Genomic DNA, 25,658 nt, shown 5'->3' with positions numbered 1-25,658 from the left:
GTCAAGTCCACTTTTCGACACTCCGAACCGACAGCTTCAACCTTGCCCCGAGCCTGTTCGATACGTAGCGTGATCGACACGTAGCGGCACGCCGTCGGCGGGGCCGCTACACCCGGAACCGGGGCCTGGGGGGAGGTTGCGGACCGTGGATCCGGCCCGGGATCCACGGTCCGCGCCCAATGCCCGCTCAGCGCGGATAGACCCCGTACGCGCGCCAGCCCCGGTCCGGGAACCCGGCCGCTTCGGCGACCCGGGCCGAGGCGTGATTGTCCCGCTCGTGCAGGTAGGTGGGGACCGCCCCCTCGTCGAGCACCCGCCGCGCCGCCTGGGCCACCAGCCGGCGGGCGAGGCCATGCCCCTGGGCGGCCGGCACCGTGCCGACGGCCAACTCGTGCCCGTACGCGTCGTGCCGCTTGATCCCGGCACCGGCCAGATAGGCGCCGCCCGGGTCACGGACCACCAGCACCGGCCGGTCGAAGAGTCGCAGCCACGGCGGCAGCCCGGTGGCGGTCGGCTCGGTCCACTCCCCCACGTCGGGCAGCGGGGCGGGCGCCACGCTCCACCGGAAGGGACCGTCGTGTACGCAGAATTCGGGCCGGCCGACGGCCTCCGGCAGCGCGGCGAGCAAGCGAGCCGGCGTATGGCGAACCAGCGCGCGAATCGCCGCCACACGGTCCGGCGCCACGGAGAGCACGGCGCTCTGCCCGGTGTCCACGGCGAGCGCGGGGCGTAGCCGGCCATCCCAGGCCGGTTCGGCCCGCCGCTGCGAGGCGACCACGTGCAACCCCGGCCCTGCCGGCCACTGGCCGAGCCAGCTGGCCAGGTGCAGGTGAAGCCGCCGGTCGAGCATGCGCACCTCCCCGTCACCCGACCCGTCGTCGATCACCGTACGCCGGACGGCAGGGCCGGGCGCAGGATACGTCAGGGCCGAGTGGGAAAGGGGTGCGGGAACCGGGGGCGCGGATCGACCGTCATATGTATTTCCATATCTGGACACCTTTGTTTGGGACGGTGAACGCATGCCGATTCAGCCGAGCGACCACTACCAGCAGGACCCCGAGCGACTCTGGCAGGCGGCGGAGGCCGTCGGAGGCAATCCGCCCCAGCCGCGCTACCGGAACCCGCGGACAATCGGCGGCGACTCCCTGTCGTGGGCCGGCCTGAACAAGCTGTCCGTCGGCAACTCCAGTCGGCACCGCCTGAACACCCACTGACCCACCACCGGTTGGGTGGCGCCGAAGGGCAGGCTCTGACGTTCGGGGCGACACACCGGAGGAGGTCCAGCGGCGGCTTTCGCACACCTGTCGGGTAATTTCTTGTGGTCCGCCATCCCGGCCTACGACAGGAGAAGCTCCGCGCATGGGCAAGAAGACGATCCACGTCTCCGACTTCACCGGCACGGTTCTGCAGCAGGACGACGAGGTGGTCCGCGTCGTCGTGCTGGAGCACCCGGACCTGGTCGCCGGGCCCGTGCAGTTGGACGCCACCCCGGGCGAGGTGGAGAACATCGACGACGCCGCGCTGGACGTGGCGGTGGTGGAGATCCACGACCGGCACGGTGGTGGCGAGCCCCGCCGGGTGGTGTTGACCGCCAGCGAGTTCGACGCGATGGCCACCGACGTGCCGATGGCGCAGCTGTTGAAGACGGCCGAGCGGGTTCGCCCGCCCAAGGCCCGCAAGACCACCGAGAAGATCGACTACGGCACGCTGGAGCACGCCGGCAAGCCACACCGGGGCCGGGTCACCGAGGAGGAGGCCCGACTGGTGCGCGAGCAACTCGACGAGGTCAACAAGCGCCTCGCCGACGCGGGCGTACGCCAGATCGACCCGGCCGATCCGGAGCACGCCCTGCGTTACGGCTTTCCTGAGGCGCCCTGACCCCTGGTTCTCACTTCTTTCCGACGGCGGCGGCGAGGGCGGCGGCCAGGTCGGCCTCGACCGTCGCCTTGTCCAGGCCGAGGTTGGTGAGCACGCCGGCGCCGTCCTCCTGCTCCAGCAGGGCGAGCAGCATGTGCTCGGTGCCGATGTAGTTGTGCCCGAGGCGCAGCGCCTCCCGGAAGGTCAGCTCCAGCGCCTTCTTGCCGCGCGCGTCGTACGGGATGAGGTCCGGAACCTGCTCGGCCCGTGGTGGGAGGACGGCACCGACCGCCTCCCGTACCGCCTCGGGGGTGGCGCCGCGACCAGCCATCACCCTGGCGGCCAGCCCTTCCGGCTCGGCCAGCAGGCCCAGCACCAGGTGCTCGGGGCCGATCTCGGCGTTGCCGCTGGCCCGGGCCTCCTCCTGTGAAGCCATCACCACGTTGCGGGCGCGAGGGGTGAACCGGCCGAAGCCGGCGTTGGGGTCGAGCGCGGCCGCGTCGGTCGCCTTCGGCACGAAGCGCTTCTGGGCGGCCTGCTTGGTGACTCCCATGCTGCGGCCGATGTCGGTCCAGGAGGCCCCCGAGCGCCGAGCCTGGTCGACGAAGTGCCCGATCAGGTGATCGGCAACCTCGCCGAGGTGGTCGGCGGCGATGACCGCGTCGGTGAGTTGGTCGAGCGCGTCGGTGTGCGCCGTCTTGATCGCCTGAATCAGGTCGTCGAGCTTGACGGTGTTACCGATCTGGAGAGGATCTGTCATGCGTCAACCATAAGTTGACGGACCCGTCCCGTCAACCCTGGGTTGACGATGGTGCGTCCAGTCAGGCGGCGTACTCCGGCAGGAGTCGAGCGACGGCCGCTGGCGAGGGCATGGCGGCGATCTCCTCGGCGACAGCGCGGGCCGCGTCGCGCTGCCCGACGTTGCCGCGCTGCGGCAGCAGCCGGTGGGCCTGCTCGGCGATGGCGCTCGCGTCCACCTCGCCGGGAAGAAGCCGCAGGGCGACACCGGCGGCGGCGAGCGTGTCGGCGTTGGCGAACTGGTCGGCGCCCTGCGGCAGCAGCAACTGCGGTACGCCGGCCGCGAGCGCGCCGAGCGTGGTGCCGCTACCTCCGTGGTGCACCACCAGGTCGACGAGCGGCAGCAGCTCCGCCTGCGACACCCACTGGTGCACGCTGACGTGGTCAGGGATCTCGCCCAGTTGTTCCCGGGGCACCCGGCCCGCCGCGACCACCACCTCGGCGTTCAGCGCCGCCAGGCCGGCGATGGCGTTGCGCAGCAGCTCCGGCGTGCCGAACGCGGTGCCGAGGGTCAGATAGATCAACGGTCGGGACGTTCGACGGCTCACCCGTTCGGGCAGCGGGGCCGGTGAGGAGAAGGCCACCGGTCGCAGCTCGATCCGACGTTCGGTGGCGAGGAAGTCCTTGTCCTGCAGCGAGGGCGGCCAGATGTCCAGGTGCGGCCGGCCGACAACCTCGGCGTTCCTGGTGGGCAGTTCCAGACCGATGCCCTCGGGAAACATCCGGCCGAACCCGTGCCACAGGCCCGGGATCCCGGCCCGGTGAGCCGCCACGGCCGCCCCCGGCAGCCCCCACTCGTGCACCACCAGGTCGGGCCGCAGCCGCGCGAGCTCCGGTGCGAGGTCCTCCGCGTACACCTCGTAGAAGGCGTCGCCGGGCCGGAACGGCCGCAGGCCGTGCGCGACGAGCGGCGGGTGCACCTCTGGACCGGCGGCGAAGTGGACCTCGTGCCCGGCCTCCCGGGCGGCGATCGCCAGCGGGATCAGCGGATAGGTGTGACCGACGGACGCAAGACTGGCGAACAGCACGCGCATGGCGTCGGACCCTACCTGCCGCCACCGTGGGCCCGGCGCGTCCGGCGGCCCGTATACGGTGGGCTCCGGTCGAGCGCGGTCACCGGCGGGAAGGGCGGTCATGCGTCTGCACGTGGGATGCGCGATGTGGAGTCACCGGTCGTGGCCGGGCCACCGGCTGCCGCCCACCGAGCGCCTGCGGCACTACGCCAGTTGGTGTGACGCCGTGGAGGGCAACACCACGTTCTACGCGGCACCGGCCCGGGACACAGTGGCTTCGTGGGCCGCCCAGACGGAGCCCGAGTTCCGGTTCGTCCTCAAACTTCCCAAGGTCATCACACACGAACGCCGGCTCACCAACGTCGACGAACCGCTGCGCGTCTTTCTGGACGCCATCGAACCGCTCGGCCCGCGCGCCCACGCCCTCTGGATCCAGCTGCCCGGCTCGTTCGCGCCCGCCGACATCCCGGCCCTGGGCCGTTTCCTGGAAAAGCTTCCGCAGTCCCACCGGTACGCGGTGGAGGTCCGCCATCCCGCGTTCTTCACCGACGCCCGCGCGGCCCGACTGCTCGGGGCGACCCTCGCCGCCGCCCGCGCCGAATGGATCCCCTTCGACACGACCGCCTTCTTCGCGAGCCCGCCGACCAGCGACGCGGAGCGGGACGCCTGGACCAGGAAGCCCCGCGTGCCGCTCCGGTCCGTCGCGCTGACCGACCGGCCGATCGTCCGCTACCTCGGTCGTGACGACTCGACGCGCACTGTCGAGGGGTGGCAGCGCTGGGTCGACGTGACAGTCGCCTGGCTCCGCGAGGGACGCTCGCCGACGATGTTCATCCACACCCCTGACAACGCCGACGCTCCGGCGCTCGCCCGCCGGTTCCACGACGAGGTACGAGCACGCGTACCCGGGCTGGACGCGTTGCCCGAGCCGATCCCGGTCGAGCCGTTGACGCTGTTCTGACCGGTCCGGTCAACCCTGGTGGTCGAGCAGGTCGTCGAGGTGGGCCGCCGTGCTGATCAGCGAGAGGTGGCTGAACGCCTGCGGGAAGTTGCCGATCTGCTCACCGGTCGGTGCGATCTCCTCGGAGTAGAGGCCGAGCGGGTTGCTGTAGGTGAGCATCTTCTCGAAGGTCAACCGGGCGTCGTCGATCCGGCCGGCCAGGGCGAGCGCCTGCACGTACCAGAAGGTGCACATGTTGAAGGTGCCCTCGGTGCCGGCGAGACCATCCGGCGATGCCTTCGGGTCGTAGCGGTAGACCAGGCTGTCGGAGACCAGGCCGGTGTCCATCGCGCGCAGCGTCGACTCCCACATCGGGTCGGTCGGCGAGATGAAGTTCAGCCCCGGCATCGCCAGCAGCGACGCGTCCAGGATGTCGGACCCGTAGTGCTGCACGAACGCGCGACGCTCCTGGTTGAACCCACGAGTCATCACCTGCTCGTAGATGGCGTCACGTTCGGCGGACCAGCGGGCGATGTCGCCGGGGCGGCCCCGGCGTCGCGCGATGCGGATGGCCCGGTCCAGCGCGACCCAGGACAACACCCGACCGTAGGTGAAGTCCTGCCGACCGGAACGGGTCTCCCAGATGCCGTCCTCGGGCTGGTCCCAGTGCGCACAGAGCCAGTCCATCAAGCCGGCCGTCTTGCGCCACCCCTCGTACGGCGCGATCAGCCCGTTGCGGTCGGCGAGCTCCAACGAGACGAGCGCCTCGCCGTAGATGTCGAGCTGGAGTTGGCCCGCGGCACCGTTGCCGATCCGCACCGGGGCGGAGCCGCGGTACCCCTCCAGGTGACCCAGCACCTCCTCGGGGAGGTCCGGTGAGCCGTCGATGCGGTACATGATCTGCAGGGGCAGGTTGCCGTCCCGTGCCTCACGGATGCGCGCGTCGAGCCAGAGCAGATACTTCTCGGCCTCGTCGGTGAAGCCCAGGCGCAGCAGCGCGTGCACGGAGAAGGACGCGTCCCGGATCCAGGTGTAGCGGTAGTCCCAGTTCCGCTGCCCGCCGATCTGCTCGGGCAGCCCCGCGGTGGGCGCGGCGACCAGGGCGCCGGTCGGTGCGTACGTCATCAGCTTGAGGGTCATCGCCGACCGCTCGACCACCTCCCGCCAGCGGCCCTTGTATCCGGAACCGCCCACCCACCGCCGCCAGTGGTCGCGGGTCTCGGCGAGCAGATCGCACGCCTCGTCGGTGCTGAGTGCTCGCGGCGCGTGCGGACAGGCAGTCTCCAGGACCACCCCGCCGATGTCGCCGGCGTGCAGGGTGAACGACGCGGACACGCCGTCGGTGTCCCGTTTGATGTCCCTCGCGTCGAACTCGCGGAGCGAGTTCTTGAAGGCGGCCAGGGTGAGGGTCATCGTCGGGCTCCGGAAGACGTCGCCCTCGGGGTGCACCTCCAGCTCGTACGAATCACGCCCGTAGTTGAACCGTGGGTGGCAGTGGAAGCGGAACCGCATGCTCCCCCGGACCATCCGCACCAGCCGGATCAACCGGTGCCGTTCGGTGGCCTCCGCACCGGTGACCGGCATGAAGTCCAACAGCTCACCGACACCGTCGGCGCTGTGGAAGCGGGTGATCAGGATCGGCGTACCGGGCAGGTAGAGCTGCTTGCTCGTGTAGTCGACGCCGTCGGGCGAGAGCTGGAAGTGGCCACCGTTGCGGCGGTCCAGCAGCGCGCCGAAGACGCTCGGCGAGTCGAAGCGGGGCGCGCAGAACCAGTCGACCGTACCGTCCGTGCTGATCAGCGCCGCGGTCTGTAGATCACCGATCAGACCGTGGTCCTCGACTGCCGGGTAGCTGTCCACGCCATCCCCCGCCACTCGTACTGGCAATGGCGGCGACTACCCGGGCACCGACGAAAGATGCGGCCCCGGGCTCGACACCGCCGAGACCGGCAACTCATTGCGGAAGCAGACCTTCCGCAATGGTCGATAGCGTCGACATCGACGAGAGGACACCTGATGAGCCTGCGAGGATTCGCCACCCTGAACATCTGGGCGGACGACGTGACAGCCGCCACGGCCTGGTACGCGGACTTTCTTGGCATCGAGGCGTACTTCATGCGCCCTGGTCCCGACGGACGCCCGGCCTACACCGAGTTCCGCATCGGGGACTATCAGGCCGAGCTGGGCATCATCGACCGCAGGTACGCACCGGCCGGCGCGGCGGCCGGGCCCGGCGGCGCGATCATGCACTGGTGCGTCGACGACCTCGACGCGACCGTCGAGCGGCTGCTGGCGTTGGGCGCCACTGAGTACCAGCCGATCACTCCGCACGGGGACGAGGGGTTCATCACCGCAGCGGTGGTCGACCCGTTCGGCAACGTGCTGGGAGTCATGAGGAACCCGCACTACCTCGACGTCCTCGCGTCGCTGAAGGCGACCTGACGGGTGAACGGGGTTCAGTCCCACTCGTCCCGACCCGACGTCCGCCGCACCAGCGCTGCCGCCTCGTCGGTGTCCAACCCACTGGCGATGAGCAGGTCCTGGGCGGCCGTGCGGAATTCACCCGCGGCGATCATCCCCGAGTAGCCCAACCGGTGGGCGTGCGGACGGGTGGGATCCGGCGCGGGCTGCCCCTGCGCCTCTTCGACCAGCTTGAGAGCGGTCAGGATCTGCTGGCGCGCCTCCCGCGGGTCCGCCCGCTCGGGAGTGGTGGTGCGTCTCAGCGTATGCATGCTGGTGGCCAGCAGCTCGATGGCTGCCGCGAACTCCTCCGGTATCGGCTCATCCTCCCGGAGAGCCTTGGCCAGTCTCCGCGCAACGGCCCGACAGCCGTAGAGGCTCCGCTCAAGATGTTTGACGGCCCGGGTGTAGCGGGCCAGCAACCGACGTTGGTGCCACCGTAGCGGCGCCAGTCGCACCACCTCCTGGGCAGCCTCGACCCCTTCGTCCAGCGCGGTCACCCGCGACCCGAGGATCCGCAGGCCGGTCAGACTCTGCTCGGTGGTGTCAAGGTCCCGACGACGCAACGCCCCGCCCAGGCTGTGCAGGGCGGCGATAGCCGGGTCGAGGACCGGTTCGGCCAGCCGCTGCACCGTCCGCTGCGGGTGGATGGGCACCACCAGCAGACCGACCGCCAACCCGACCAGTCCGCCGACCGCGGCATCGACGAAGCGAGGAACGGACAGGTCACGCACTGGCGGTTCCAGGGTGGCGATGAGCACCGCGGTGCCACCGGCCTGGGTGAGCAGGGAGCCACCGCCCTTGAGCAGGATGGCGACGATGATCGCCAGTACGACGACCAGGCCGGTCTGCCAGGGTCCGATGCCGAACAGCGGCATGACCGCGTCGCCGACGGCGAGCCCGAGGACGACCCCGACCAGCAGCTCGATGGTGCGCCGCAGGCGTGTGCCCATCGAGGCGGCCACGATGCCGACAGCTGTGGTGGGCGCGAGGACCGGGGAGGGATTGTCCAGGAACTGTGCCCCCACGAACCAGGCGATCGTCGCCGCGACGCCGGCCTGCACGGCGAGCAGCCCGTAGAGGCGGAACCGCCAGGCGCGGGAGCGCAACCCGTGCCGCACCGGATTGGGCAGGCTGGCCCAGGTTCGACCGGCCCGGGACACCCCGTGCGGGGGCGGGTCGTCGTCAGCTGCCGGCTCCTGTTTGGCGGGCATCCACGCCGCTTACCCAGCGAATACGAACCTATCCGGCGAGCGAGCCGAATCGTGCGGACGCCCCGTCAGTGGGCGGGGTTCGGTGTGTGCGGGAGTTTGCCGAGTTGGCGCCAGTTCGTCTCGGCGACGTCGACACCGTAGTGCTTGGCGGCGGCGAGGATGTTCTGGAAGGCCAGGTCCCGGTCCTTGTCGGTGACGCCCTGCACCTGGTCGAACCGGGCGACGGCGTTGCGGACGTGGCTGGCGTCGGTCATCGGTTCCTTGCGTTTGCCGGGAAACGCGAAGACGGTCTCCGGCAGCTCGCGCTTGTCCTTGTCCGACAGGCCACCGTGCTTCTCGTGGGGCTTCCAGGTGGATTTCATCGCCCAGCATTACCCGCACGCTGTCCGACGGCACCTCCGAAGCCGAAATTTCCCGGACGATCGCCACCGGCAAGATCCATATCATGCCGGCCGGGACGTCCGAAGCCGAAGCCCTGCGCACGCTGTCCTTTGTGGAGTGCGAGCATGGCCGACATGGATATCTACGAGGACGCCCGTACCGTGTCGCGCTCGGACCTGGCCGCCTGGCTGCGCCAACTGGCGAACCAGCTGGAGTCTGACGGGCGGCTCTTCTACGGCGCGGCGGGTGCGGTGACCGTCGCGGACACGGTGCGGTGCGAGCTGGAGATCGAGCGGGAGAACGAGACGGAGGTGTCCGTCGAGATCGAGTTCTCCTGGACCGAGCCCGCGCGCGTCAAGGCGGCGGACGAGGAGGAACCCTCGAAGGACGACGAGGCCGCCGAGCCGACCGGGACGGCCGAGGCCACGCCGGAGGCGTGACCGCCTGACGAGTGCCCGGCGGCCCCTCGTCGCTGTTCACAGTGGATCCCGGCCCGTACATGATGATCTGGTTCCGCCACCCCACAGATCGAAGGAGAACGAATGACTGTCGCCACCGATTTCAGCAAGCTGGTCGTCAAGGCCTACCAGGACAAGACTCTCGCCGAGCTGGTCGACTCCCCGGTGGATGCGCTCACCGGCGTCAGCGCCGGCGATGCCAAGCTGCTCAAGGAGGCGTTCAACATCACCACTGTCGGCGACCTCGGTCGCAGCCCGTACTTCCGTACCGCCCAGGCACTGGTGGCCCTGAACGCCGCCAAGTAACGACGCCTGTCGGATCGACCCGGCAGCACGTGTCGGCATCGACCGTCGAGTCCGACGGTCGATGCCCACACCCACGCCAGCGGCCCGCGTACCAGAAGTAGCCGGGGCCAGGCCCGTGTCGGCCTGGCCCCGGGGGCTTCTGGTCGGTCAGCTACGCAGCGTCCACCGCTGGTTCGTGCCGCCGTTACAGGACCAGAGGATGAGCTTCGTGCCGTTGGCGGTGGCGGCGCCGTTGGCGTCGAGACAGAGCCCCGACTGGGCGTTCGTCACGGTGCCGTTGGTGTTGACGTTCCACTGCTGGTTGAGCCCGCCGTGGCAGTCCCAGATGATGACCGCGGTGCCGTTGGCCGTGCCCGCCCCGGAGGCGTCCAGACATTTGTTGCCGTACACGGTCAGCTGCTTGCTGGCGGTGTGGGTCCACCGCTGGTTGGTGCCGGTGGAGCAGTCCCAGAGCTGGGTCTGAGTGCCGTTGGTGGTCGAGGAGTTGGGCACCTCGACACAGCGGCCGGACTGGCCACCCACGAGTTGTCCGCTCCCCGTACCGCTGCCACCGCCCTGCTGCTGCCGGACGATCGCTGTCGACTCGGCCGACCGGTTGCCCTGTGCGTCGACGACGTAGAGCCGGTACTCGCCCTGAGTGGCTGGCACGGCGATGGACGTGGCGGTGCCGGTGGCCCTGGTCATCGTCGCCCCGGCGGTGAAGGTGGTCGTGCCGTACGGAGCCAGCCAGACCGATCTGGTGGCGTCGCCGATGCTCCGGATCGGGATCGACGCGGTGGCACTGGTGACGAAGGTGCTGGCCGGCAGCGCGTAGTTCGGCGCGGAGAAATTGCTCGCCGGAATGATGTCCCGGTACGCGTCCTCAAGACCGGAATTCGCGGCAATGCCGTACGCCACCGCCGGCCAGACATAGTCGGAGGAGACGAGGATGTCGCCGACCGTGCTGTTCGGCAGATTCTTGTTCGAGACCTTGTTGATCGGGCCGTAGATCTGCGTGATGCTCAGATCGTGCTTCCGCCCGAAGTCGTCCGAGTTGATCATCCAGGTGACGTTCTTGTCGATACTCAGGACGTTGTCGCGGAAGGTGATGAACGCCGAGCCCTCATCCGGGTGCAATCCGTACTTGTGGCCCGACGGAACGCCCTGGAGGTAGTTGTTCGTAATGGTGGTGCCGGGCTGGCTCCCAAGCGTGTAAATGGGAGCCGTGTCGCTGAGGCGTTGCACCGTGTCGATGATGTGGTTGTAGCTGATGGTGTTGTTTCTCGCCGTGGTGGTCGGTCGGTTCGGCACGATCGAGCCCGACGATCCGTCGAAGTTCCACCAGCCCCAGCCGAGCGTGATGCCCGACCACGGGGTCTTCTCGATCCGGTTGCGCTGGATGGTCAGTGTGTCGGCGAAGTACGCGGAGATGGGGCTGTGCCCGTTGAACAGGACCGCGCTGTCGTAGAGGTAGTTGTTCTTGATGTCGATGTTCTTCGGCAGCCCCTCGACCGACGCCGAGTACTTCTCCCGGTTGGTCGACGTGCCGTCCCCGATGTAGACGTGCTGTGGATGGCCCACGAGGATCGCGGACCCCGCGATGTCGTTGGTGTGGTTGCCGATCAACTGTGTGCCCTGCACGTCGTTGACCATGCTGATCCCGTCGGAACCGGTGTGTTGGATCCGGTTGCGTTGCAGGAGGATCCCGTCGGCGTTCTGCACCTGGACGATGCCGGGAACCACATCGACGTTGCGGTAGTGGTAGACGTGGAAGTTGCCCTTGGCGTACACGTTCGCGCTGAGATTGCCCTGCTGCGCCTGCTTGAAGGACGATCCGGCGACGTTGACCAGGTTCCAGTCGGAGTGCTGCACCGTGAGGCCGGAAAAGGTGATGTTGCGCGCGTGGCTGCTCGTCGAGGTGCCGGCCACCCGCAACACGGTGGTCACGTTGTTCGGCGCGTAGACCGTCGCGGTCGACATGTTCTCGGCACTGGCCTTGTAGTAGTAGAGCGTCCGGCTGGTCTTGTCGAAGTAGAACTCCCCGGGGGCGTCCAGGAACTCGTAGGCGTTCATCACCTTGTGGGTTCCACCAACCTGCGCGTTGCCGTTGAACGCGCCCTGCGCGATGGCCGCACCCGGTTGCTGGAAGAGGGCCACCCGGTTGGCGCCGTCGGAACTCGTGGTCACCTGCCGGACGCCCACGATGGCCGTGGTCCAGGTCGTTCCGGTCTCGATCTCGATGTCGTCCTGATTGTTGGCGACGGCCGGGAAATCGTTGAGGCTGTATTTTGCGCCGTCGCACTGCGAGCCCGACTCCCAGGCCCACGAGGCCTGGTTGGCCGTGATGTTGTACGTCCCGTAACAGCCCGCCGAGCTGATCGTCTTCGACGCCATGTACGCGCGCTTGTCGTTGACGTAGAGCGCCCGCAGCTTGTTGGCGCGGTCGAGCGGCGCCTTCCAGATGTTGCCGCTGTGCTGGCTCCACCCGGTCACCTGGACGCCGCCGTCAAGGACCGGCTTCTCATTGGCGTAGGCCGCGTAGCTGACCCGGAAGCCGTTGGTGCCGGAGTCGCTCGGCCCGAATTCGACAGTGCTGCTCACCGGATAGGTGCCACCACGGAGGTAGACGTTCACGTCGCCGGTCATGTTCGTGTTCACCGTACGAACGACGTCCCGGGCACGTTGCAGAGTCCGGAATGGCGACTGCAGGGTGCCCGGATTGGCGTCGTTACCGTCCGGGGCGACATAGTAGGTCGCCTGGACCGCGGCCGAGGCCGGCAGTTGGTTTGTCAGCACTGCCGGCAGTGTGGCGGCGACAAGCGCCGCCACCGCCAACACTGACAATCGAGCGGTGGATATGGCTGACTTCACGTCTGTTCCTCTCACTGGTCGTCGATGTGGTGCCCAAAGTGCGTATCGAGCGACGAGTACGGAACAGCGACGCCACTAAGGGCCGGCGGGGACTTCCGTCGCCCCGACCGCACTCTTTGTTAACCGCCCCGAAATTCTTACTGGGAGCGTAGGTCACACGTCTGACCAATGCAACTGGCAATTGGAGGGCGTCTATGCAGAAATGCCCCCGGATCGGGCAGACCAACCACGCCGGCCGCACGCCCCTGCTCACGTCGTCCGACGAATCCGCAGCGACGAGGCGAGGCTCGCCCGTCGAGGCCCGCGACCACTCGCGGAGCGATGGAGCGCGGCGCACCCGCCGGCGCCGTCGAGACAGGGGCATGGGTGGGCGCGGTCTCCTTTGGAGCTGAATCGCTTACGACATCACCGGCAGACGGCCCCGAACGGTTGTCGCGACCCCGACCGCCACCACGGGTCCCCTCGCCTGATTCGTTTGCGGCATCAGCTCCATAGGCACCACAGCTACTGAGCTCCCGCCCACGCTGACGGTCACGCGAACCCGGGCGACCACCCAGAGGTCCGTCCGTGCGCCCGAAAGACTCCGAAAGTTTCGGTGGCCTCACGAGCCGAGGCGGCGCCCCGAGCCTGCCCACGTCAGGCGCACCGCACCCTCGCCAGCCGGCCTCGGGACCTGCATGTCCGCACAGATCACACATTGACTTAGGTTGATGTTCTGCTTACAGTCACCAACGAAATACCGAAAGTTTACCGAAAAGTAGCCCGGGGGTCCGGCCACCTTCCGCAGGTCGCCACGCAGCGACGGCGGCCTGGCGTCGGTCCACTCCGGCGTGAACCAGGAGGAACCCCAGCGATGTCGCAGCTCGTCCTGTTCGCGATCGACATCTGCGCGGTGGCGCTGCTCGTCTTCGGGCTCTACTTCCCCCGGCACCGCCGGCGCGACCTGGTCGTCGCCTACCTGGGGGTCAACGTCGGCGTCCTCGCGGTGGCGAGCGCGCTGAGCGCCAGTGACGTCGGGGCCGGGCTCGGGCTGGGGCTGGCGCTGTTCGGAGTGCTCTCCATCATCCGACTCCGGTCGACGGAGCTCGACCAGCACGAGGTCGCGTACTACTTCTCCGCTCTCGCACTGGGCATTCTCGGCGCACTCAGCACCACCTCGGTCTGGCTCAGCGGAGGTCTGATGGCACTCATCGTCGCGGTGATGTTCATCGGCGATCACCGAAGGCTGCTCCGGCACTACCGGCACCAGATCATGGTGCTCGACTCCGCCGTCACCGATCACGTCGCTCTCGTCGCCCAGCTGGAACAACTGCTCAACGCCCGGGTGCACAACGCCATCGTCCAGCGGCTCGACATGGTCAACGAGACCACAGTGGTCGACGTCCGATACTCGGTCGCCCGGCGCAGCGCGGCGACCGGCACCAGCAAGTCGGTACGGGCCGGAGCGCTTCGATGAACGCGCCACCGCTGGCGACGCTGGCGCCGATCGCACTCGCCGAGGTGATCGACCGGGCGGCGCTGCAGTGCAGGGTGGACCGCAAGTACGTCATCGCGGTGGACGAGTTGCCGCAACTGCTGGACCAGCTCACCCCGTACGCCCGCGTGCTGGACATCGACGGTGAGCGCAGCTTCCGGTACGAGTCCGTGTACTTCGACACGCCCTGCCTGGCCAGCTACCACTGCGCCGCGTACCGGCGGCGCAGGCGCTTCAAGGTACGGACCCGGACCTACCTCGACTCCGCCCAGTGCTGGCTTGAAGTGAAGATCAGCGGCGCACGCGGACGGGTCACCAAACACCGACTGCCGTATCTCGCCGAGGACCGCCGCACCGTCCGGTCCGGGCGCGGGTTCGTCAACGAGGTGCTCGACCGGGAGTTGATCCTGTCCAATCTCAGCGGCAGCCCGCTCGAGCCGGTGCTTGTCACCAGCTACCGTCGCTCCACTCTGCTGCTGCCCGCGACCGCGAGCCGGGTCACCATCGACACCGGGCTCACCTGGCAGGACGGTGACCAAACCCTGCGACTGCCCGGCATCGCCGTGGTCGAGACCAAGACCAGCTCGGCCCCTTCGCTGGTCGACCGTGCGCTGTGGCAGCGCGGGACCCGGCCCGTACGCATCTCGAAGTACGCCACCGGTCTCGCGGCACTCCGCCTGGACCTTCCCGATGTGCCGTGGCGTCGGACGCTACGCCGCCATTTCCGCGCCGACCCGTCCTCGGCGCTCCTGGAGTTGCCCGTTCCCACCCGATCAGAACAGGAGGCATCGTGCGCATGACCACCCGCAACACCGGTCTTCCGGTGGCGGCCCTTCGTGCCGCCGGGATCGCCGCCACCGCCGTGTTCGTCGCAGGCCTCCTCGTGGTGTCCTCACCACCGGCCGGCGCCGAACCCGTTGCCGCCGCTGCCCAGGTCGCCCAACCGGTGACCGAACTCCCCGCCGGCACCCCGGCCGCCGATGCCGCGGCAGACGACCTGGCCGGCGACATCACCTTCTCGGTGCCCAGCGGCACCTTCCGGGGGGAGGTGACGGTGACGCTGAGCAGCACGGTCAGCGGTGCCCAGATCCGCTACACCACCAACGGGCAGCCACCCACCGCCCAGTCGTCGCTCTATTCGGGCTCGGCGCTGCGCTTCACCCGCACCACCCAGTTGCGGGCACAGGCGTTCGTCGGCCAGACGCCGACGGGCGCGCCCGGCACCGCCATGTACGCCGCCCAGAACGTCACCACCGCCCACGACCTGCCGGTGGTACTGATCGACTCGTACGGTGCCGGCCGGCCAGACCGTGAGTACTTCGACGCCACCACCATGATCTTCGAACCGACGGGCGGCGGCACCACGTCGTTGGCGGCCGCCCCGACGCTCAGCACCCGGGCCGGATTCCGTCTGCGCGGCAACTCGTCGGCAACGTTCGAGAAGACGCCGTTCCGCGTCGAGTTCTGGGACAACGAGGACGACGACGCCGACCACCCGGTGCTGGGCATGCCCGCCGACTCCGACTGGGTGTTGCGCGGCCCGTTCCCCGACAAGGCGCTGATCCGTGAGGCTCTCGTCTACGACCTCGGGCGCGAGATGGGGCTGCCCGCCCCGCGCTACGCGTTCGCCGAGTTCTACCTCAACACGGACGCCGCACCGGTGGGTGCCAGCGACTACATGGGCGTCTACATGTTCATGGAGACGATCAAGAACTCCAAGGACCGCCTCGACCTCAAGCAGTTGGACTCCGACGACGTGACACTGCCGAAGATCCAGGGCGGGTACATCTGGAAATTCGAGTGGATGGCGGCCGAGGAGCCGACGTTGCCGTGCACCGGGCCGGCGGCCACCTGCTGGAACTACCTTGAGGTAGCCGACCCGTCGCCCCTGCAACCGCAGCAACGGGACTGGCTGCGCGGTCACCTCCAGGAGTTCAACGACGTGCTGCACTCGTCGAACTTCGCCGACCCGACCACCGGATACCGCAAGTACATCGACGTCGACTCCTTCATCGACCTCATGATCGTCAACGAGCTGAGCCGGGAGATGGACGCCTACGTCCGCAGCTCGCACTTCTACAAGGACCGGGACAGCAAGATCTTCGCGGGTCCGCTGTGGGACTTCGACCTCAGCTTCGGCGTCGGTGGGTTCTTCGCCAACGACCAGGTATCGGGCTGGCAGCACCAGCAGACCCGGCAGCCGTCGGCCAACGACTGGTTCGCCCAGTTACTGCGCGACCCCGCGTTCGTCAACCAGGCCCGATCGCGCTGGCAGACGCTGCGACGGGGCCTGCTCTCCGACGCCGCGCTCCAGACCCGGATAAATGCTCTCGCGGCCCCGCTGACCAACGCGGCCCAGCGCAACTTCCAACGCTGGCCCAACCTGACGGCACCGACGGTCAGCTTCTTCCGCACCCCGACCTCGCCCACCTGGCAGGGGCAGGTCCAGGTCATGCGGGACTGGATGCTGCGACGCGCCGCCTGGCTGGACTCCACCGCCGGCTGGGGTGGTTCCGTCACCACGCCACCGCCCACCACCCCACCGCCCACCACCCCACCGCCCACCACCCCACCCCCGGCGGCGGGCTGCACCGCGACGTACGCGGTGACCAGCCAGTGGACCGGCGGCTTCCAGGGCGAGGTACGGGTCACCGCGGGAACCTCGGCGATCAGCAACTGGACCGTGACGTGGACCTTCGCTGGTGGCCAGAGCATCAGCCAGGCCTGGAACGCAACAGTCACGAGCCAGGGGTCGGCGGTCACCGCCCGCAACGTCGCCTACAACGGGGCACTGGGCGCCGGCGCGAGCACCGCGTTCGGGTTCCTCGGCTCGTCGAGCGGCACGCCCAGTACACCGGCGCTGACCTGCACGGCGAGCTGACCAGCCGAAGGCCCGGGGCCGGGTCGACGATCGACCCGGCCCCGGGCGCCGGTCACCTGATGGAGAATTCCGCCAGCCGCAGCGGGGAGTCGAACACCAGGTACACGTCGTGGTTGCCGACGGCCCGGGCCAACTCGGTGCTGATGCTGACGTACCGGTAGTTGTCGCCGGTGCTGGGCACGGTGGCCGTGCCGAGCAGCCGGCCGGTGGGCGACCCCATCCGGATCTGGATCGTGCCGACGCCCGCACCGGCCTTGGCGACCTTCGCGGTGAAGGTGCGCGCGTCGGCTCGCAGCGCGGAACCGTCGAAGGAGATCCACTGACCGGCGGCTGTGGCACCGACCGCCGTACCGCTGGGTTTCGTCTCGTCGACGAGCCGGACGCCCGCGTACCTGTCGAAGGTCTCGGCCCTGGTGGTCCGGGACAGGTCGCGGGCCGGGATGGTCTCACCCCGGACCCGGACCGCGGCGCGGGCCCGGATGTCCTCGACGGACGCCCCGACCATCAGGTCGTGGACGGACGACTCGACCACCCACCTGCTGCGGGTGACGTCCCAGTGCGCCAGGTCGGCGGCGGGCAGACGCAAGGTCACCGTACGGGTCTGCCCGGGCGCGAGTTTCACCTGCTGGAACGCCTTGAGCTGGCGGATCGGGGTGGTGTCCCGCGAGGTGCGCTGGTGGGTGTAGAGCTGAACGACCTCGGTCCCGGCCCGACTGCCGACGTTTGTCACGTCCACACTGGCCGTGATGGTGCCGTCGGCCGCGACCGACTGCGCACCGGCCCGCAGCTGGCCGTACCGGAAGCGGGTGTACGACAGCCCGTGGCCGAACGGGTAGAGCGGCTTCGCGCGGCTGTACAGGTAGGTCTGCCCGGACGAGATGATGTCGTACTCCAGCAGGTCCGGCGGTAGTTGCGAGTCCGAGCGGTACCAGGTCTGGGTGAGCCGGCCGGACGGGTTGCGGTCGCCGAAGAGGACGTCGGCGACGGCGTGACCGGTCTCCGCGCCCGCGTGGGTGGTCCAGACGATTGCCGGTACGTGCTCCTGCTCCCATCGGATGGTGACCGGGTAGCTGGTCTGGAGCACGAGCACGGTCCGCGGGTTGGCCCTCGCCACGGCCTTGACCAGCGCCTCCTGGCCGGCGCTCAGCGCCGTTGAGGTCCGGTCGTGCGCCTCGCGGCCGTTGATGAACGGGTTGCTGCCGACCACAAGCACGGCGGTGTCGGCCGCCTTGGCTGCCGCCACGGCCCGGTCGATTCCGCTGCTGATCACCTCGCGACTGAAGTGGGTCGCGGCGGCCGGGGTCGATGCGCCGAGCTTGAGGGCGCCGTCGTCACCGATGGTCACGTACGTGTCGGCGCCGAACCAGCTCTCCTTGGTCTCGTAGCCGACGTAGCGCAGCACCACCGTTCCGTCGGCCTGCGGCTCCAGCTTGAACTGCTGCTGGACGTACCAACCGTTCGGCTGCTCGTCACGGGTGAGGAACGGCCCCCAGTTGTAGCCGAGGTAGCGGCCGTTGGCGGCGTTGCGCAGCGTCACCACATCCTGCCCCCAGTCGACCACGTCGAACTGGGCGACGAGCGCCGGGGTGGCGCCGGTCCCGAGGACGCGGTCGGCGTCGGTGGTGCCGGTGGCCGAGACGTACCGGCCGGTCGACACGTCCTTCAGCGCGATCCGGTCCGCCCCGTCGAGCCCGCTCACACTGGCCGAGCTGCCCAGCCGTTCGCGGATGCCGTCGAGCGCCGTCACCTGGTACGGCAGGTCGCCGCCGTACCAGTCCGAGTAGAGGGTGTCGGCCAGCGGGCCGAGCACCGCCACCTTGCGGGTCCGGGCCGGGTCCAGCGGTAGCGCCTGCCGCTCGTTCTTCAGCAGCACCATCGCCTCGCCGGCGGCCTGCCGGGCCAGTCGCTGGTGTTCGGGGCTGTTGATGACGTCCGGGGTGATGCCGCCGTACCGGCCGCCGCCCGGGTCGAACTCACCCAACCGGAACCGGACGTTCAGGATCTCGCGGATCCGGGCGTCGATGTCTGCCTCGGTGAGCAGGCCGGTCGCGAGGGCCTGCTTGATGGCGGTGATGGTGGGCTGCGCGTTGGTGTCGTCGGTGATGAAGCTGTTGAGGCCGGCCTTGATGATCGCGGCGTTGCCCTCGGCCTGGGTGGCGTAGTACCCCTGCGAGGCGACGAGGTTGTTCGGCGCCCAGGCGTCCGTGACGTTCATCAGCGGCTGGTCGGTCCAGTCGCGTACCACGGTGGCCAGGTCCGGGTCCACTGTGGCCGGACGGCCGTTGACGAGGTTGTACGCGGCCATCATCCCGGTCGCCGCGTCGGCGGCGATGGCCGGTTTGAAGGCGGCGCGGTCGTACTCGTTGAGCACCCGAGGCGGCACGTTCGAGGAGGTCACATCGCGTCGGACCTCGTTGTTGTAGGCCAGGTAGTGCTTGAGGGTCGGCGCGCTCTTCAGGTGGTTGGGGTCACCGCCGGTCATCCCCGACCCGTACGCGGTGGAGATCTCGGCGGTGAGCAGCGGGTCCTCGGAGTAGCCCTCCTCGTTGCGGCCCCACCGGGGATCGCGCAGCAGGTTGACCACCGGCGCCCAGAGGTTGAGCCCCCAGACCCGGGGGTTCTGCGCGTGGTAGCCGCGCGCCTCGTCGCCGACGGCCGATCCGACCTGCCGGATCAGGTCGGTGTTCCAGGTGCTCGCCATGCCCACCGGCTGTGGGAAGACGGTGCCGCGAGCCTTGACCACCGCGCCGTTGTTGTCGATGTCGGTGGACCAGGCCACCCCGTGCAGCGCCTCGGTGCCGGTCTTGAACAGGCCGATGCCCAGCCGGGGAATGGCCGGCTGGTACTGGTGCAGCCAGGAGATCTTCTCGTCCTGGGTGAGCCGGCCGAGCAGGTCGTCGACCCGGACGTTCACGGGCAGGCGGGGATCTCGGAACGGGTAGGTGGGTTCGGCGAGCGCGGTGCCGGGAACGGCCGGTAGGGCTAGCAGGGCAAGCGCGAGCGCGGTGATTCCGCGCCGAAGGCGCCAGTTCCGCATGCGGTTCTCCTCATGTCGTACGACAGACGCCCAGCGGGGCGCCGAGACCGGCGTGACCAGGCTCGACACCCGGCTGACGGGCCTGAACGACGAATCGTCGAAGCGCTTCGACGACCCGGCCGCGTCACCACGGCCATGATTGTTGTGATCCGCGCAACTATAGATGTACGCCAATGACTGGGCAATACCTGCTCCCTCCGTCGACAAACCGTCGGACAGGCGGAGAGGGAGAAAGGTCGTATGATTTCCCACAGGAGGACCAATGATGCGGGGCGGGGCGTCGATGCTGGGGATAGCCGCGTCGCAGTGGCGCGTACGGCTGCGCCGGTCGCTGGCCCTGCTCTCGATGATCGCCGTCGCGGTAGCCGGGTTCACAGTGCTCACCGGGGCCGCTGTGACCTCCCGACTGGATGCGGTGGGCACGGTCAGCGCCAACTACCGCCCGGTCTACGACCTGCTGGTACGCCCCAAGGACGCGGTGCTGCCGCTGGAGCAGGAGCGCAATCTGGTCCAGTCGGGCCAGTTGGCCGGCATGCGTGGCGGCATCACCCACGATCAGTGGCACGAGATCCAGGCGGTGCGCGGGGTGTCGGTGGCGGCACCTGTCGCGATGGTCGGGTACGTGATGCGCACGGTGCCCGTGACTGTCGACCTGTCGGATCACCTTGACCCGACCGCCGAGCGTCAGGTGTTGCGGGTCCAGCCGACCTGGGCGACGGACGCGGGGCTGAGCCAGATCCCGGACGGGCCAGCGTTTCTGTACGCGACGCGCAATCGGTTGGACGTGGTGCCGAACAGCGAACTGAAGAGCGGCGGGGGCCTGCCACCGCCGGAGGAGGTCGACGCCGACGGCCAGCGGGTGAAGATCTGCCCAGCAGCTCCGGCCATCACCGCCGAGGAGTGGCTCGCACCGACCGACCTTCGAGCCCGATCGTCGTTGACGTGCGTCGGTGGCATGGGTTCGACGGATCGCGAGGGAAAGGCGATGCGGCCGACAGTCACGTTGGCGTGGACGGTGCCGTTCCTGATGGCCGCGGTCGACCCGGAGTCGGAGGCCGCGCTGGCGGGGCTGGACCAGGCCGTCACCTCAGGCCGATACTTCACCTCGGCGGAAGCGCCGACCTCACGGCGGCTGGACGGAATGCCGTACCCCTACTCGGTGCTCCCGATCCTCGTCGCGGACCGACCCCAGGTCGACAGGACGCTCAACGTCACAGTGCAGCGCCTGAACTCCGACGCGCCCGAGCTGGTCCGGAGATCCGCCGACGACCAGCGGCTCCGCGCCGCTCTGGTCAACGAGTCCGGCACGCCGGTCGCCCAACGGGCGATGTCGTTTGAAGAGCCGTACCAGAACCTGCTCGACCGGATGCTCCGTCCCGACGACCTCGGCGTCGAGTACGACCTGGCAACGTCGAACACCAGGTGGCTCGACCAGTTCTGGACCGTCGGACCGCCGAAGAGGGTACGGGCCGGAAACGGTCTGCGGGCCCAGCCAGATCCGTACGACCTGAAGATCTGGGGTCAGGGCGCCGACGACGGCGGGTCGTCCCGGCACGTGCCGATGGAGTTCGCCGACACCAGCGTGCGCAGCGAGGTGGCCGTCCATCGGAACCTGGCGCACGGTTACGAGGAGCAGCCGGGGGACGTGAGCATGCCCGATGCCGCGCTGGGCGCGGTGGGCACCTTCGACCCCGCCAAGGTTTCGCTGGGCAGCGCGCTGTCGGCCGTGCCTATGGACACGTACTTCAACCCGGGCGCCGAGGGCGCCGACGAAGCGTCACGGCAGGCGCTGGGCGGCCGACGGCTGGCCCCGAACTCGAACGTCACCGGCCTGCTCAGCCAACCACCGCTGATGCTCACCACCATGGCGGCCCTGCCAGCCATCTTCGACCCCGGCGCGTACAGCACCGAGCCCAGCTACCCGGAGTACCAGCTCAACACCACCTCACCGATCAGCGTGGTGCGAGTCCGGCTGGCCGGAGACGTCGGCATCGACCCGGTCTCCCGCGAGCGGGTCCGGCTGATCGCCGAGGAGATCGCGCAACGCACCGGCCTGCAGGTCGACATCACCCTGGGGTCGTCACCCACCGCAGTGACTGTGCACTACCCGGCGGGCAACTACGGCCGGCCCGACCTTGCCGTGGCCGAGCCCTGGGTACAGAAGGGCGTCGCGTCCGTGCTCGTCCGCGCGGCCGACCGCAAGAGCGTGCTGCTGTCCGTCCTGGTGCTCGCGGTGTGCGCGCTGGCGGTGCTCAACGCAAACACCGCCGCCATCCGCGCCAGACGCACCGAGTTCGGCATCCTCACCTGCCTCGGATGGGGCCGACGGCACCTCCTCCAGTTGATGTTCATCGAGATCGTCGGCATCGGTTTCGCCGCGGGCATCGCGGGCACCGGGCTGGCGCTCGGGATCGCGTTTGGTCTCGGGCTCAACATCGCCTGGATCCACACCCTGCTCGCCGTACCCGCAGCGATGGCCCTTGCCCTGCTCGCCGGCGGCTGGCCGGCCTGGCGGGCCGCCCGGCCGGACCCCGGCGAGATCATCCGCCCCGCCGTCCCGGGTTTCGCCCTCCGCCGGCAGGCGCCGCGCCGGCTGGTCACCCTCGCCCTGGCCAACCTTGCCCGCACACCCGGTCGGACCGCGCTCGGCGCGCTGAGTCTGATGATCGGGGTGGCCGCGCTGACCATGTTGTTGGCCATCACGTTCGCGTTCCGTGGGGCGATCACCGGCACCCTGCTCGGTGACGCCATCACCCTCCAGGCCCGCACCGTCGATCACATCGCGGTGGCGGTCACGATCATGCTGGGCATCGTCTCGGTCGCTGACGTGCTCTATCTCAACATCTCCGAACGCGCGGCCGAGTTCGCCCTGTTCGGTGCCGTCGGCTGGACCGACGCCATGCTGAACCGGCTGGTCATCATCGAGGCCATCGGCATGGGTGCCATCGGCGGCACGCTCGGTGCCGCTGCCGGCCTTGGCGCGGCGGCGGCCTTCACCGGGGGCGTCACCGTTCCAATCCTCTGGTGTTCCGGAGCCGCCCTGGTGTTCGGCGTCGCCGTCTCCGCTCTGTCGGTGGTGGTGCCGATCGCCGTGCTCCGCCGACTGCCCACCGCCCACCTGCTCGCCGAGGGGTGAGCGGCAAAGGAGTAGGTCCGATGGAACGGACGTCAGCTGCGGCGTCGAGCACGGTCACCATGCCGCTTGTGTGTCTCACCCGGGTACGGAAGTCATTCCCGCTGCCCGACGGTGCACCGCTGGTGGCGGTGAACGACGTCAGCCTCGCGATCGCCGCCGGGACCGCTATCGCGATGTCCGGGCCGAGCGGCTCGGGCAAGTCGACGCTCCTGCACCTGATCGGCGCCATCGAACGGAGTGACGGTGGCAGCATCGAGGTCGGCGGTCAGGAGGTGACCGGCCTGTCCGGCCGGGGGTTGGCGGCCTACCGGCGGCGGGTCGGCTTCGTGTTCCAACGGTTCCACCTGCTGCCCACGCTCACCGCCCTGGACAACGTCATGGCACCGCTGATCCCGTTCCGCACCGATTTCGACAAGGTCGCTCGGGCACACGAACTGCTGGCGACGGTGGGGCTCGCCGACCGGGCCGCCGCCCTGCCGTCGCGGCTCTCCGGCGGGCAGCAGCAACGGGTCGCCATCGCCCGTGCGCTGATCAACCGACCTGCCCTGTTGCTCGCCGACGAACCCACCGGCAATCTCGACAGTCAGACCGGCACCGCCATCGTCGACCTGTTGCTGCGGCTGCGCGACGAGCAGGGCACGACGGTCATCATGGCCACCCACGACACAGCCATCGCCGCGCGCTGCGACCGAACCGTCCAGATGCGGGACGGGCGCCTCACGTCATAGCTGACGGTTCACCAGCGGTAGAGCACGTTCAGGGTCAGCGCGGCCACCACGGTGACGAAGAATACGGCCGGGCCCACCAGCTGACGGGAGCCGACGCGCAGGTGCGCGATCAGCGCGCCGATGAAGTACAGCACCAGCCCAGCGGCGGCGAGAGTGCCCAGCAGCGGTACGGCGAAGCCGGCCAGCAGCCCCAACGAGCCTGCCGCCAGCGCCACGCCCAACCGCGGTACCCACGAGCGCGGCACGCGCTTCATGTCCGCCTGCGCCTTCGGGTAGTCGTGGCCGATCAGGTAGGTGACGGCGGCGAAGCCGGTGAAGACCGACGCCAGAACGGTGACCGTGACATAGGCAGCGAACATGGTTCCTCCGTTGTGGTTGCTCGTCCCCAGGACGATCTAGCGCGGTGGAACGTGACGGCTCCCGGCCTCCGCGATCAGCTCGCCGGCCGCAGCGCGCCGAACCGTACGTCGGTGGCCTGTTCGGACAGTTCCCACAGACGGCGGCCGTGCTCGGGGTCGGTCGCGGCGGTGGAGAGCTTCGCCGGCGCGGGGTGGCCGCGTAGCTCGCCCGGCCCGCCGGGGGCGACGAGTTGGCCGGGTTGCGCCCCGGGGTCGGTGGCGGCGTACAGCTGCGGCCAGACGCCGCGGTCGACCGGCTGGGCCAGGAGTGGGTTGCCGATCCGGCCCAGCAGCAGCCGCCAGATCGGCGTGGTGGCGCCGCTCTGCAAGTTCGTCGCTGTGTAGCCGGGGTGGGCGAGGAAGCTGCCCAGCGGGCTGGCCACGGCGCTGAGCCGCCGGTGCAGCTCGTAGCCGAAGATGGCGTTGGCCAGCTTGGACGTGTTGTAGAAGCCCATCGGGGAGTAGCCGCGCTCGCCGGTCGGGTCGGCGAAGCGCACCTTCGCCTGCCGGTGGTTGACCGAGGTGACAGTGACCACCCGTGGATCCCGGCCGGCCAGCAGGAGGTCGAGCAGGAGCCCGGTGAGAGCGAAGTGCCCGAGGTGGTTCGTGGCGAACTGCACCTCGTGCCCCTGCGGGCTGAGGGTGCGGGGCAGAGCCATCACTCCGGCGTTGTTGATCAGCACGTCCACCCGGGAATGGTCGGCGTGCATCCCGTCGGCGAACTTCCGTACCGAGTCGAGGTCGGCGAGGTCGATCCGCCGGACTTGCAGGTCGACGCCGGGTCGGGTCGTGGCGATGTCGGCCGCCACCCGGCGGCCCCTCTCCTCGTCGCGGACGGCCAGCACGACGCGCGCACCGCGGGCGGCGAGCGCCCGGGTGGTGACCAGGCCGAGGCCCGCCGTGGCACCGGTGACGACGAAGGTACGGCCGCTCATGTCGGGGATCTGTTCAGTGGACCAGCCATTGACAGTCATGCGACCCACTGTGCTATCGGTGGCACTCAGTGTCAAGCAATGCGCGGGATGCCACCACAGGCATGCCGTAGCACCACATGACGTAGCATCGACGGATGAGAGCTCGTGCGGACAACAGCCTGGCCGAACGCAAACGCCAGCTCGTTGCCGACGAGCTGCGTGACGCCGCCCTGATGCTGCTCGCGACCAAGGGTTTCGACGTGGTGACCGTCGACGACATCGTGGCGGCGGCCGGCATGTCGCGACGTACCTTCTTTCGCTACTTCGCGTCCAAGGAGGACGTCGTCGTCCGGTTCCTGGCCGACACCAGCGCGGACATCATCACCGAACTCGCGACCCGGCCACCCGCCGAGCCATCGTCGGTCGCGCTGCGGCACGCCCTCTGGGTGCCGCTGGCCGCCTGCAACGACCACCCGGAACACTCCGAGCGAGCCCGGGTCGTCGTCCGTCTCATCCTGGACACCCCCGCCCTGCACGCCCGCTGGCTGGAACGCCAGATCGAGTGGCGCGCCGAACTGGCCGCCGAGCTGGCCAACCGCAGCGGCCTCGACCCGCACACCGACCCCTACCCACGGATGGCCGCCGGGATGGCACTGCTGGCACTCGACACGGTGCTCCAGCGGTGGCAGCCGGGCGACGATGAGCAGCACCTGGCCAAGCTGATGGACCAGGCGTTCGCCGTCGTGGCGCCGGCCCTCGACGCGCCCGCCGCGTCACCCGCCGCCGGCTGAGCGCGAGTCAGCGCGGTTTCCG

General features: G+C 69.3%; 22 protein-coding genes. 12 read left to right on the top strand and 10 right to left on the bottom strand.

Going from position 1 to position 25,658, the window contains the following annotated elements:
* Positions 1 to 187 precede the first annotated feature (187 nt).
* On the bottom strand, positions 188 to 850 hold the full coding sequence (locus tag GUI43_RS13100; protein WP_112698921.1) for a GNAT family N-acetyltransferase: 663 nt from the start codon (positions 848 to 850) through the stop codon (positions 188 to 190).
* A 169-nt stretch (positions 851 to 1,019) separates the two neighbouring features.
* On the opposite strand from GUI43_RS13100, the gene GUI43_RS13095 reads away from it, so the two are divergent.
* Both GUI43_RS13095 and GUI43_RS13090 read left to right on the top strand, forming a co-directional pair.
* The gene (locus GUI43_RS13095) at positions 1,020 to 1,214 is read left to right on the top strand and encodes a DNA repair protein (RefSeq protein WP_112582132.1); all 195 of its coding nucleotides are present in this window, start codon (positions 1,020 to 1,022) and stop codon (positions 1,212 to 1,214) included.
* A 145-nt stretch (positions 1,215 to 1,359) separates the two neighbouring features.
* Positions 1,360 to 1,878 (top strand): hypothetical protein, encoded by a 519-nt coding sequence (locus GUI43_RS13090; protein WP_112582133.1) that lies wholly within the window; start codon positions 1,360 to 1,362, stop codon positions 1,876 to 1,878.
* 10 nt (positions 1,879 to 1,888) lie between these two features.
* Here the strand turns inward: GUI43_RS13090 and GUI43_RS13085 are convergent, their stop codons facing one another.
* Together GUI43_RS13085 and GUI43_RS13080 are read right to left on the bottom strand one after the other, a co-directional pair.
* Entirely contained in the window at positions 1,889 to 2,617 is a 729-nt protein-coding gene (locus GUI43_RS13085; RefSeq protein WP_112582135.1) for a Clp protease N-terminal domain-containing protein, read from the bottom strand.
* A gap of 61 nt (positions 2,618 to 2,678) precedes the next feature.
* Positions 2,679 to 3,689 (bottom strand): glycosyltransferase, encoded by a 1,011-nt coding sequence (locus tag GUI43_RS13080; RefSeq protein ID WP_112698902.1) that lies wholly within the window; start codon positions 3,687 to 3,689, stop codon positions 2,679 to 2,681.
* A gap of 100 nt (positions 3,690 to 3,789) precedes the next feature.
* Between GUI43_RS13080 and GUI43_RS13075 the strand changes: the two genes are divergently transcribed.
* Complete coding sequence (locus GUI43_RS13075) at positions 3,790 to 4,629, top strand: DUF72 domain-containing protein (protein WP_112698901.1); 840 nt, start codon at positions 3,790 to 3,792, stop codon at positions 4,627 to 4,629.
* A 9-nt stretch (positions 4,630 to 4,638) separates the two neighbouring features.
* Here the strand turns inward: GUI43_RS13075 and GUI43_RS13070 are convergent, their stop codons facing one another.
* A complete protein-coding gene (locus GUI43_RS13070) occupies positions 4,639 to 6,468 on the bottom strand; it encodes a glycoside hydrolase family 15 protein (protein WP_112698920.1) in 1,830 nt (609 codons plus the stop codon).
* A 156-nt stretch (positions 6,469 to 6,624) separates the two neighbouring features.
* On the opposite strand from GUI43_RS13070, the gene GUI43_RS13065 reads away from it, so the two are divergent.
* A complete protein-coding gene (locus GUI43_RS13065; RefSeq protein ID WP_091393382.1) occupies positions 6,625 to 7,050 on the top strand; it encodes a VOC family protein in 426 nt (141 codons plus the stop codon).
* A 14-nt stretch (positions 7,051 to 7,064) separates the two neighbouring features.
* Here the strand turns inward: GUI43_RS13065 and GUI43_RS13060 are convergent, their stop codons facing one another.
* The gene (locus GUI43_RS13060) at positions 7,065 to 8,282 is read right to left on the bottom strand and encodes an FUSC family protein (RefSeq protein ID WP_112698900.1); all 1,218 of its coding nucleotides are present in this window, start codon (positions 8,280 to 8,282) and stop codon (positions 7,065 to 7,067) included.
* Positions 8,283 to 8,347: 65 nt separating this feature from the next.
* Positions 8,348 to 8,644: a DUF6582 domain-containing protein gene (locus GUI43_RS13055; protein WP_091393391.1), complete on the bottom strand. Its 297-nt coding sequence runs from the start codon at positions 8,642 to 8,644 to the stop codon at positions 8,348 to 8,350.
* Positions 8,645 to 8,788: 144 nt separating this feature from the next.
* On the opposite strand from GUI43_RS13055, the gene GUI43_RS13050 reads away from it, so the two are divergent.
* Both GUI43_RS13050 and GUI43_RS13045 read left to right on the top strand, forming a co-directional pair.
* Positions 8,789 to 9,103: an amphi-Trp domain-containing protein gene (locus GUI43_RS13050; protein ID WP_112605790.1), complete on the top strand. Its 315-nt coding sequence runs from the start codon at positions 8,789 to 8,791 to the stop codon at positions 9,101 to 9,103.
* Positions 9,104 to 9,205: 102 nt separating this feature from the next.
* Positions 9,206 to 9,427 (top strand): hypothetical protein, encoded by a 222-nt coding sequence (locus GUI43_RS13045; protein ID WP_112605788.1) that lies wholly within the window; start codon positions 9,206 to 9,208, stop codon positions 9,425 to 9,427.
* A 147-nt stretch (positions 9,428 to 9,574) separates the two neighbouring features.
* On the opposite strand, the gene GUI43_RS13040 is transcribed toward GUI43_RS13045, so the two are convergent.
* Positions 9,575 to 12,277, bottom strand: a complete 2,703-nt coding sequence (locus GUI43_RS13040; RefSeq protein ID WP_112698899.1) for a ricin-type beta-trefoil lectin domain protein — start codon at positions 12,275 to 12,277, stop codon at positions 9,575 to 9,577.
* A gap of 853 nt (positions 12,278 to 13,130) precedes the next feature.
* Between GUI43_RS13040 and GUI43_RS13035 the strand changes: the two genes are divergently transcribed.
* The 3 genes from GUI43_RS13035 to GUI43_RS13025 are packed head-to-tail and all read left to right on the top strand — an operon-like array spanning position 13,131 to position 16,632.
* Positions 13,131 to 13,733, top strand: coding sequence for a DUF4956 domain-containing protein (locus GUI43_RS13035; RefSeq protein ID WP_112698898.1), 603 nt, complete (start codon positions 13,131 to 13,133; stop codon positions 13,731 to 13,733).
* On the top strand, positions 13,730 to 14,551 hold the full coding sequence (locus GUI43_RS13030) for a polyphosphate polymerase domain-containing protein (RefSeq protein WP_112698897.1): 822 nt from the start codon (positions 13,730 to 13,732) through the stop codon (positions 14,549 to 14,551). Before GUI43_RS13035 ends, GUI43_RS13030 begins: the two co-directional genes overlap by 4 nt.
* On the top strand, positions 14,548 to 16,632 hold the full coding sequence (locus GUI43_RS13025) for a CotH kinase family protein (protein ID WP_112582153.1): 2,085 nt from the start codon (positions 14,548 to 14,550) through the stop codon (positions 16,630 to 16,632). Before GUI43_RS13030 ends, GUI43_RS13025 begins: the two co-directional genes overlap by 4 nt.
* A 52-nt stretch (positions 16,633 to 16,684) precedes the next feature.
* On the opposite strand, the gene GUI43_RS13020 is transcribed toward GUI43_RS13025, so the two are convergent.
* Entirely contained in the window at positions 16,685 to 19,669 is a 2,985-nt protein-coding gene (locus GUI43_RS13020) for a glycoside hydrolase family 3 protein (protein WP_112698896.1), read from the bottom strand.
* A 262-nt stretch (positions 19,670 to 19,931) separates the two neighbouring features.
* On the opposite strand from GUI43_RS13020, the gene GUI43_RS13015 reads away from it, so the two are divergent.
* Both GUI43_RS13015 and GUI43_RS13010 read left to right on the top strand, forming a co-directional pair.
* Positions 19,932 to 22,805: an FtsX-like permease family protein gene (locus GUI43_RS13015; protein ID WP_112698895.1), complete on the top strand. Its 2,874-nt coding sequence runs from the start codon at positions 19,932 to 19,934 to the stop codon at positions 22,803 to 22,805.
* Positions 22,806 to 22,825: 20 nt separating this feature from the next.
* Positions 22,826 to 23,533 carry an ABC transporter ATP-binding protein gene (locus GUI43_RS13010; RefSeq protein WP_112698894.1) on the top strand — a complete coding sequence of 236 codons (708 nt, stop codon included), beginning with the start codon at positions 22,826 to 22,828 and terminating at the stop codon, positions 23,531 to 23,533.
* 8 nt (positions 23,534 to 23,541) lie between these two features.
* Here the strand turns inward: GUI43_RS13010 and GUI43_RS13005 are convergent, their stop codons facing one another.
* Together GUI43_RS13005 and GUI43_RS13000 are read right to left on the bottom strand one after the other, a co-directional pair.
* Entirely contained in the window at positions 23,542 to 23,892 is a 351-nt protein-coding gene (locus GUI43_RS13005; protein WP_112582160.1) for a DoxX family protein, read from the bottom strand.
* Between the two features lie 74 nt (positions 23,893 to 23,966).
* Positions 23,967 to 24,905 (bottom strand): oxidoreductase, encoded by a 939-nt coding sequence (locus tag GUI43_RS13000; RefSeq protein WP_112698893.1) that lies wholly within the window; start codon positions 24,903 to 24,905, stop codon positions 23,967 to 23,969.
* A 95-nt stretch (positions 24,906 to 25,000) separates the two neighbouring features.
* On the opposite strand from GUI43_RS13000, the gene GUI43_RS12995 reads away from it, so the two are divergent.
* Complete coding sequence (locus GUI43_RS12995; protein ID WP_112698892.1) at positions 25,001 to 25,636, top strand: acyl-CoA-like ligand-binding transcription factor; 636 nt, start codon at positions 25,001 to 25,003, stop codon at positions 25,634 to 25,636.
* Positions 25,637 to 25,658: the final 22 nt, after the last annotated feature.

This window comes from Micromonospora noduli (assembly GCF_003264365.1).
Lineage (GTDB): Bacteria > Actinomycetota > Actinomycetes > Mycobacteriales > Micromonosporaceae > Micromonospora > Micromonospora noduli.
Note: the sequence above shows the minus strand (reverse complement) of the source record. Positions and strands in the feature narration are given on the sequence as shown.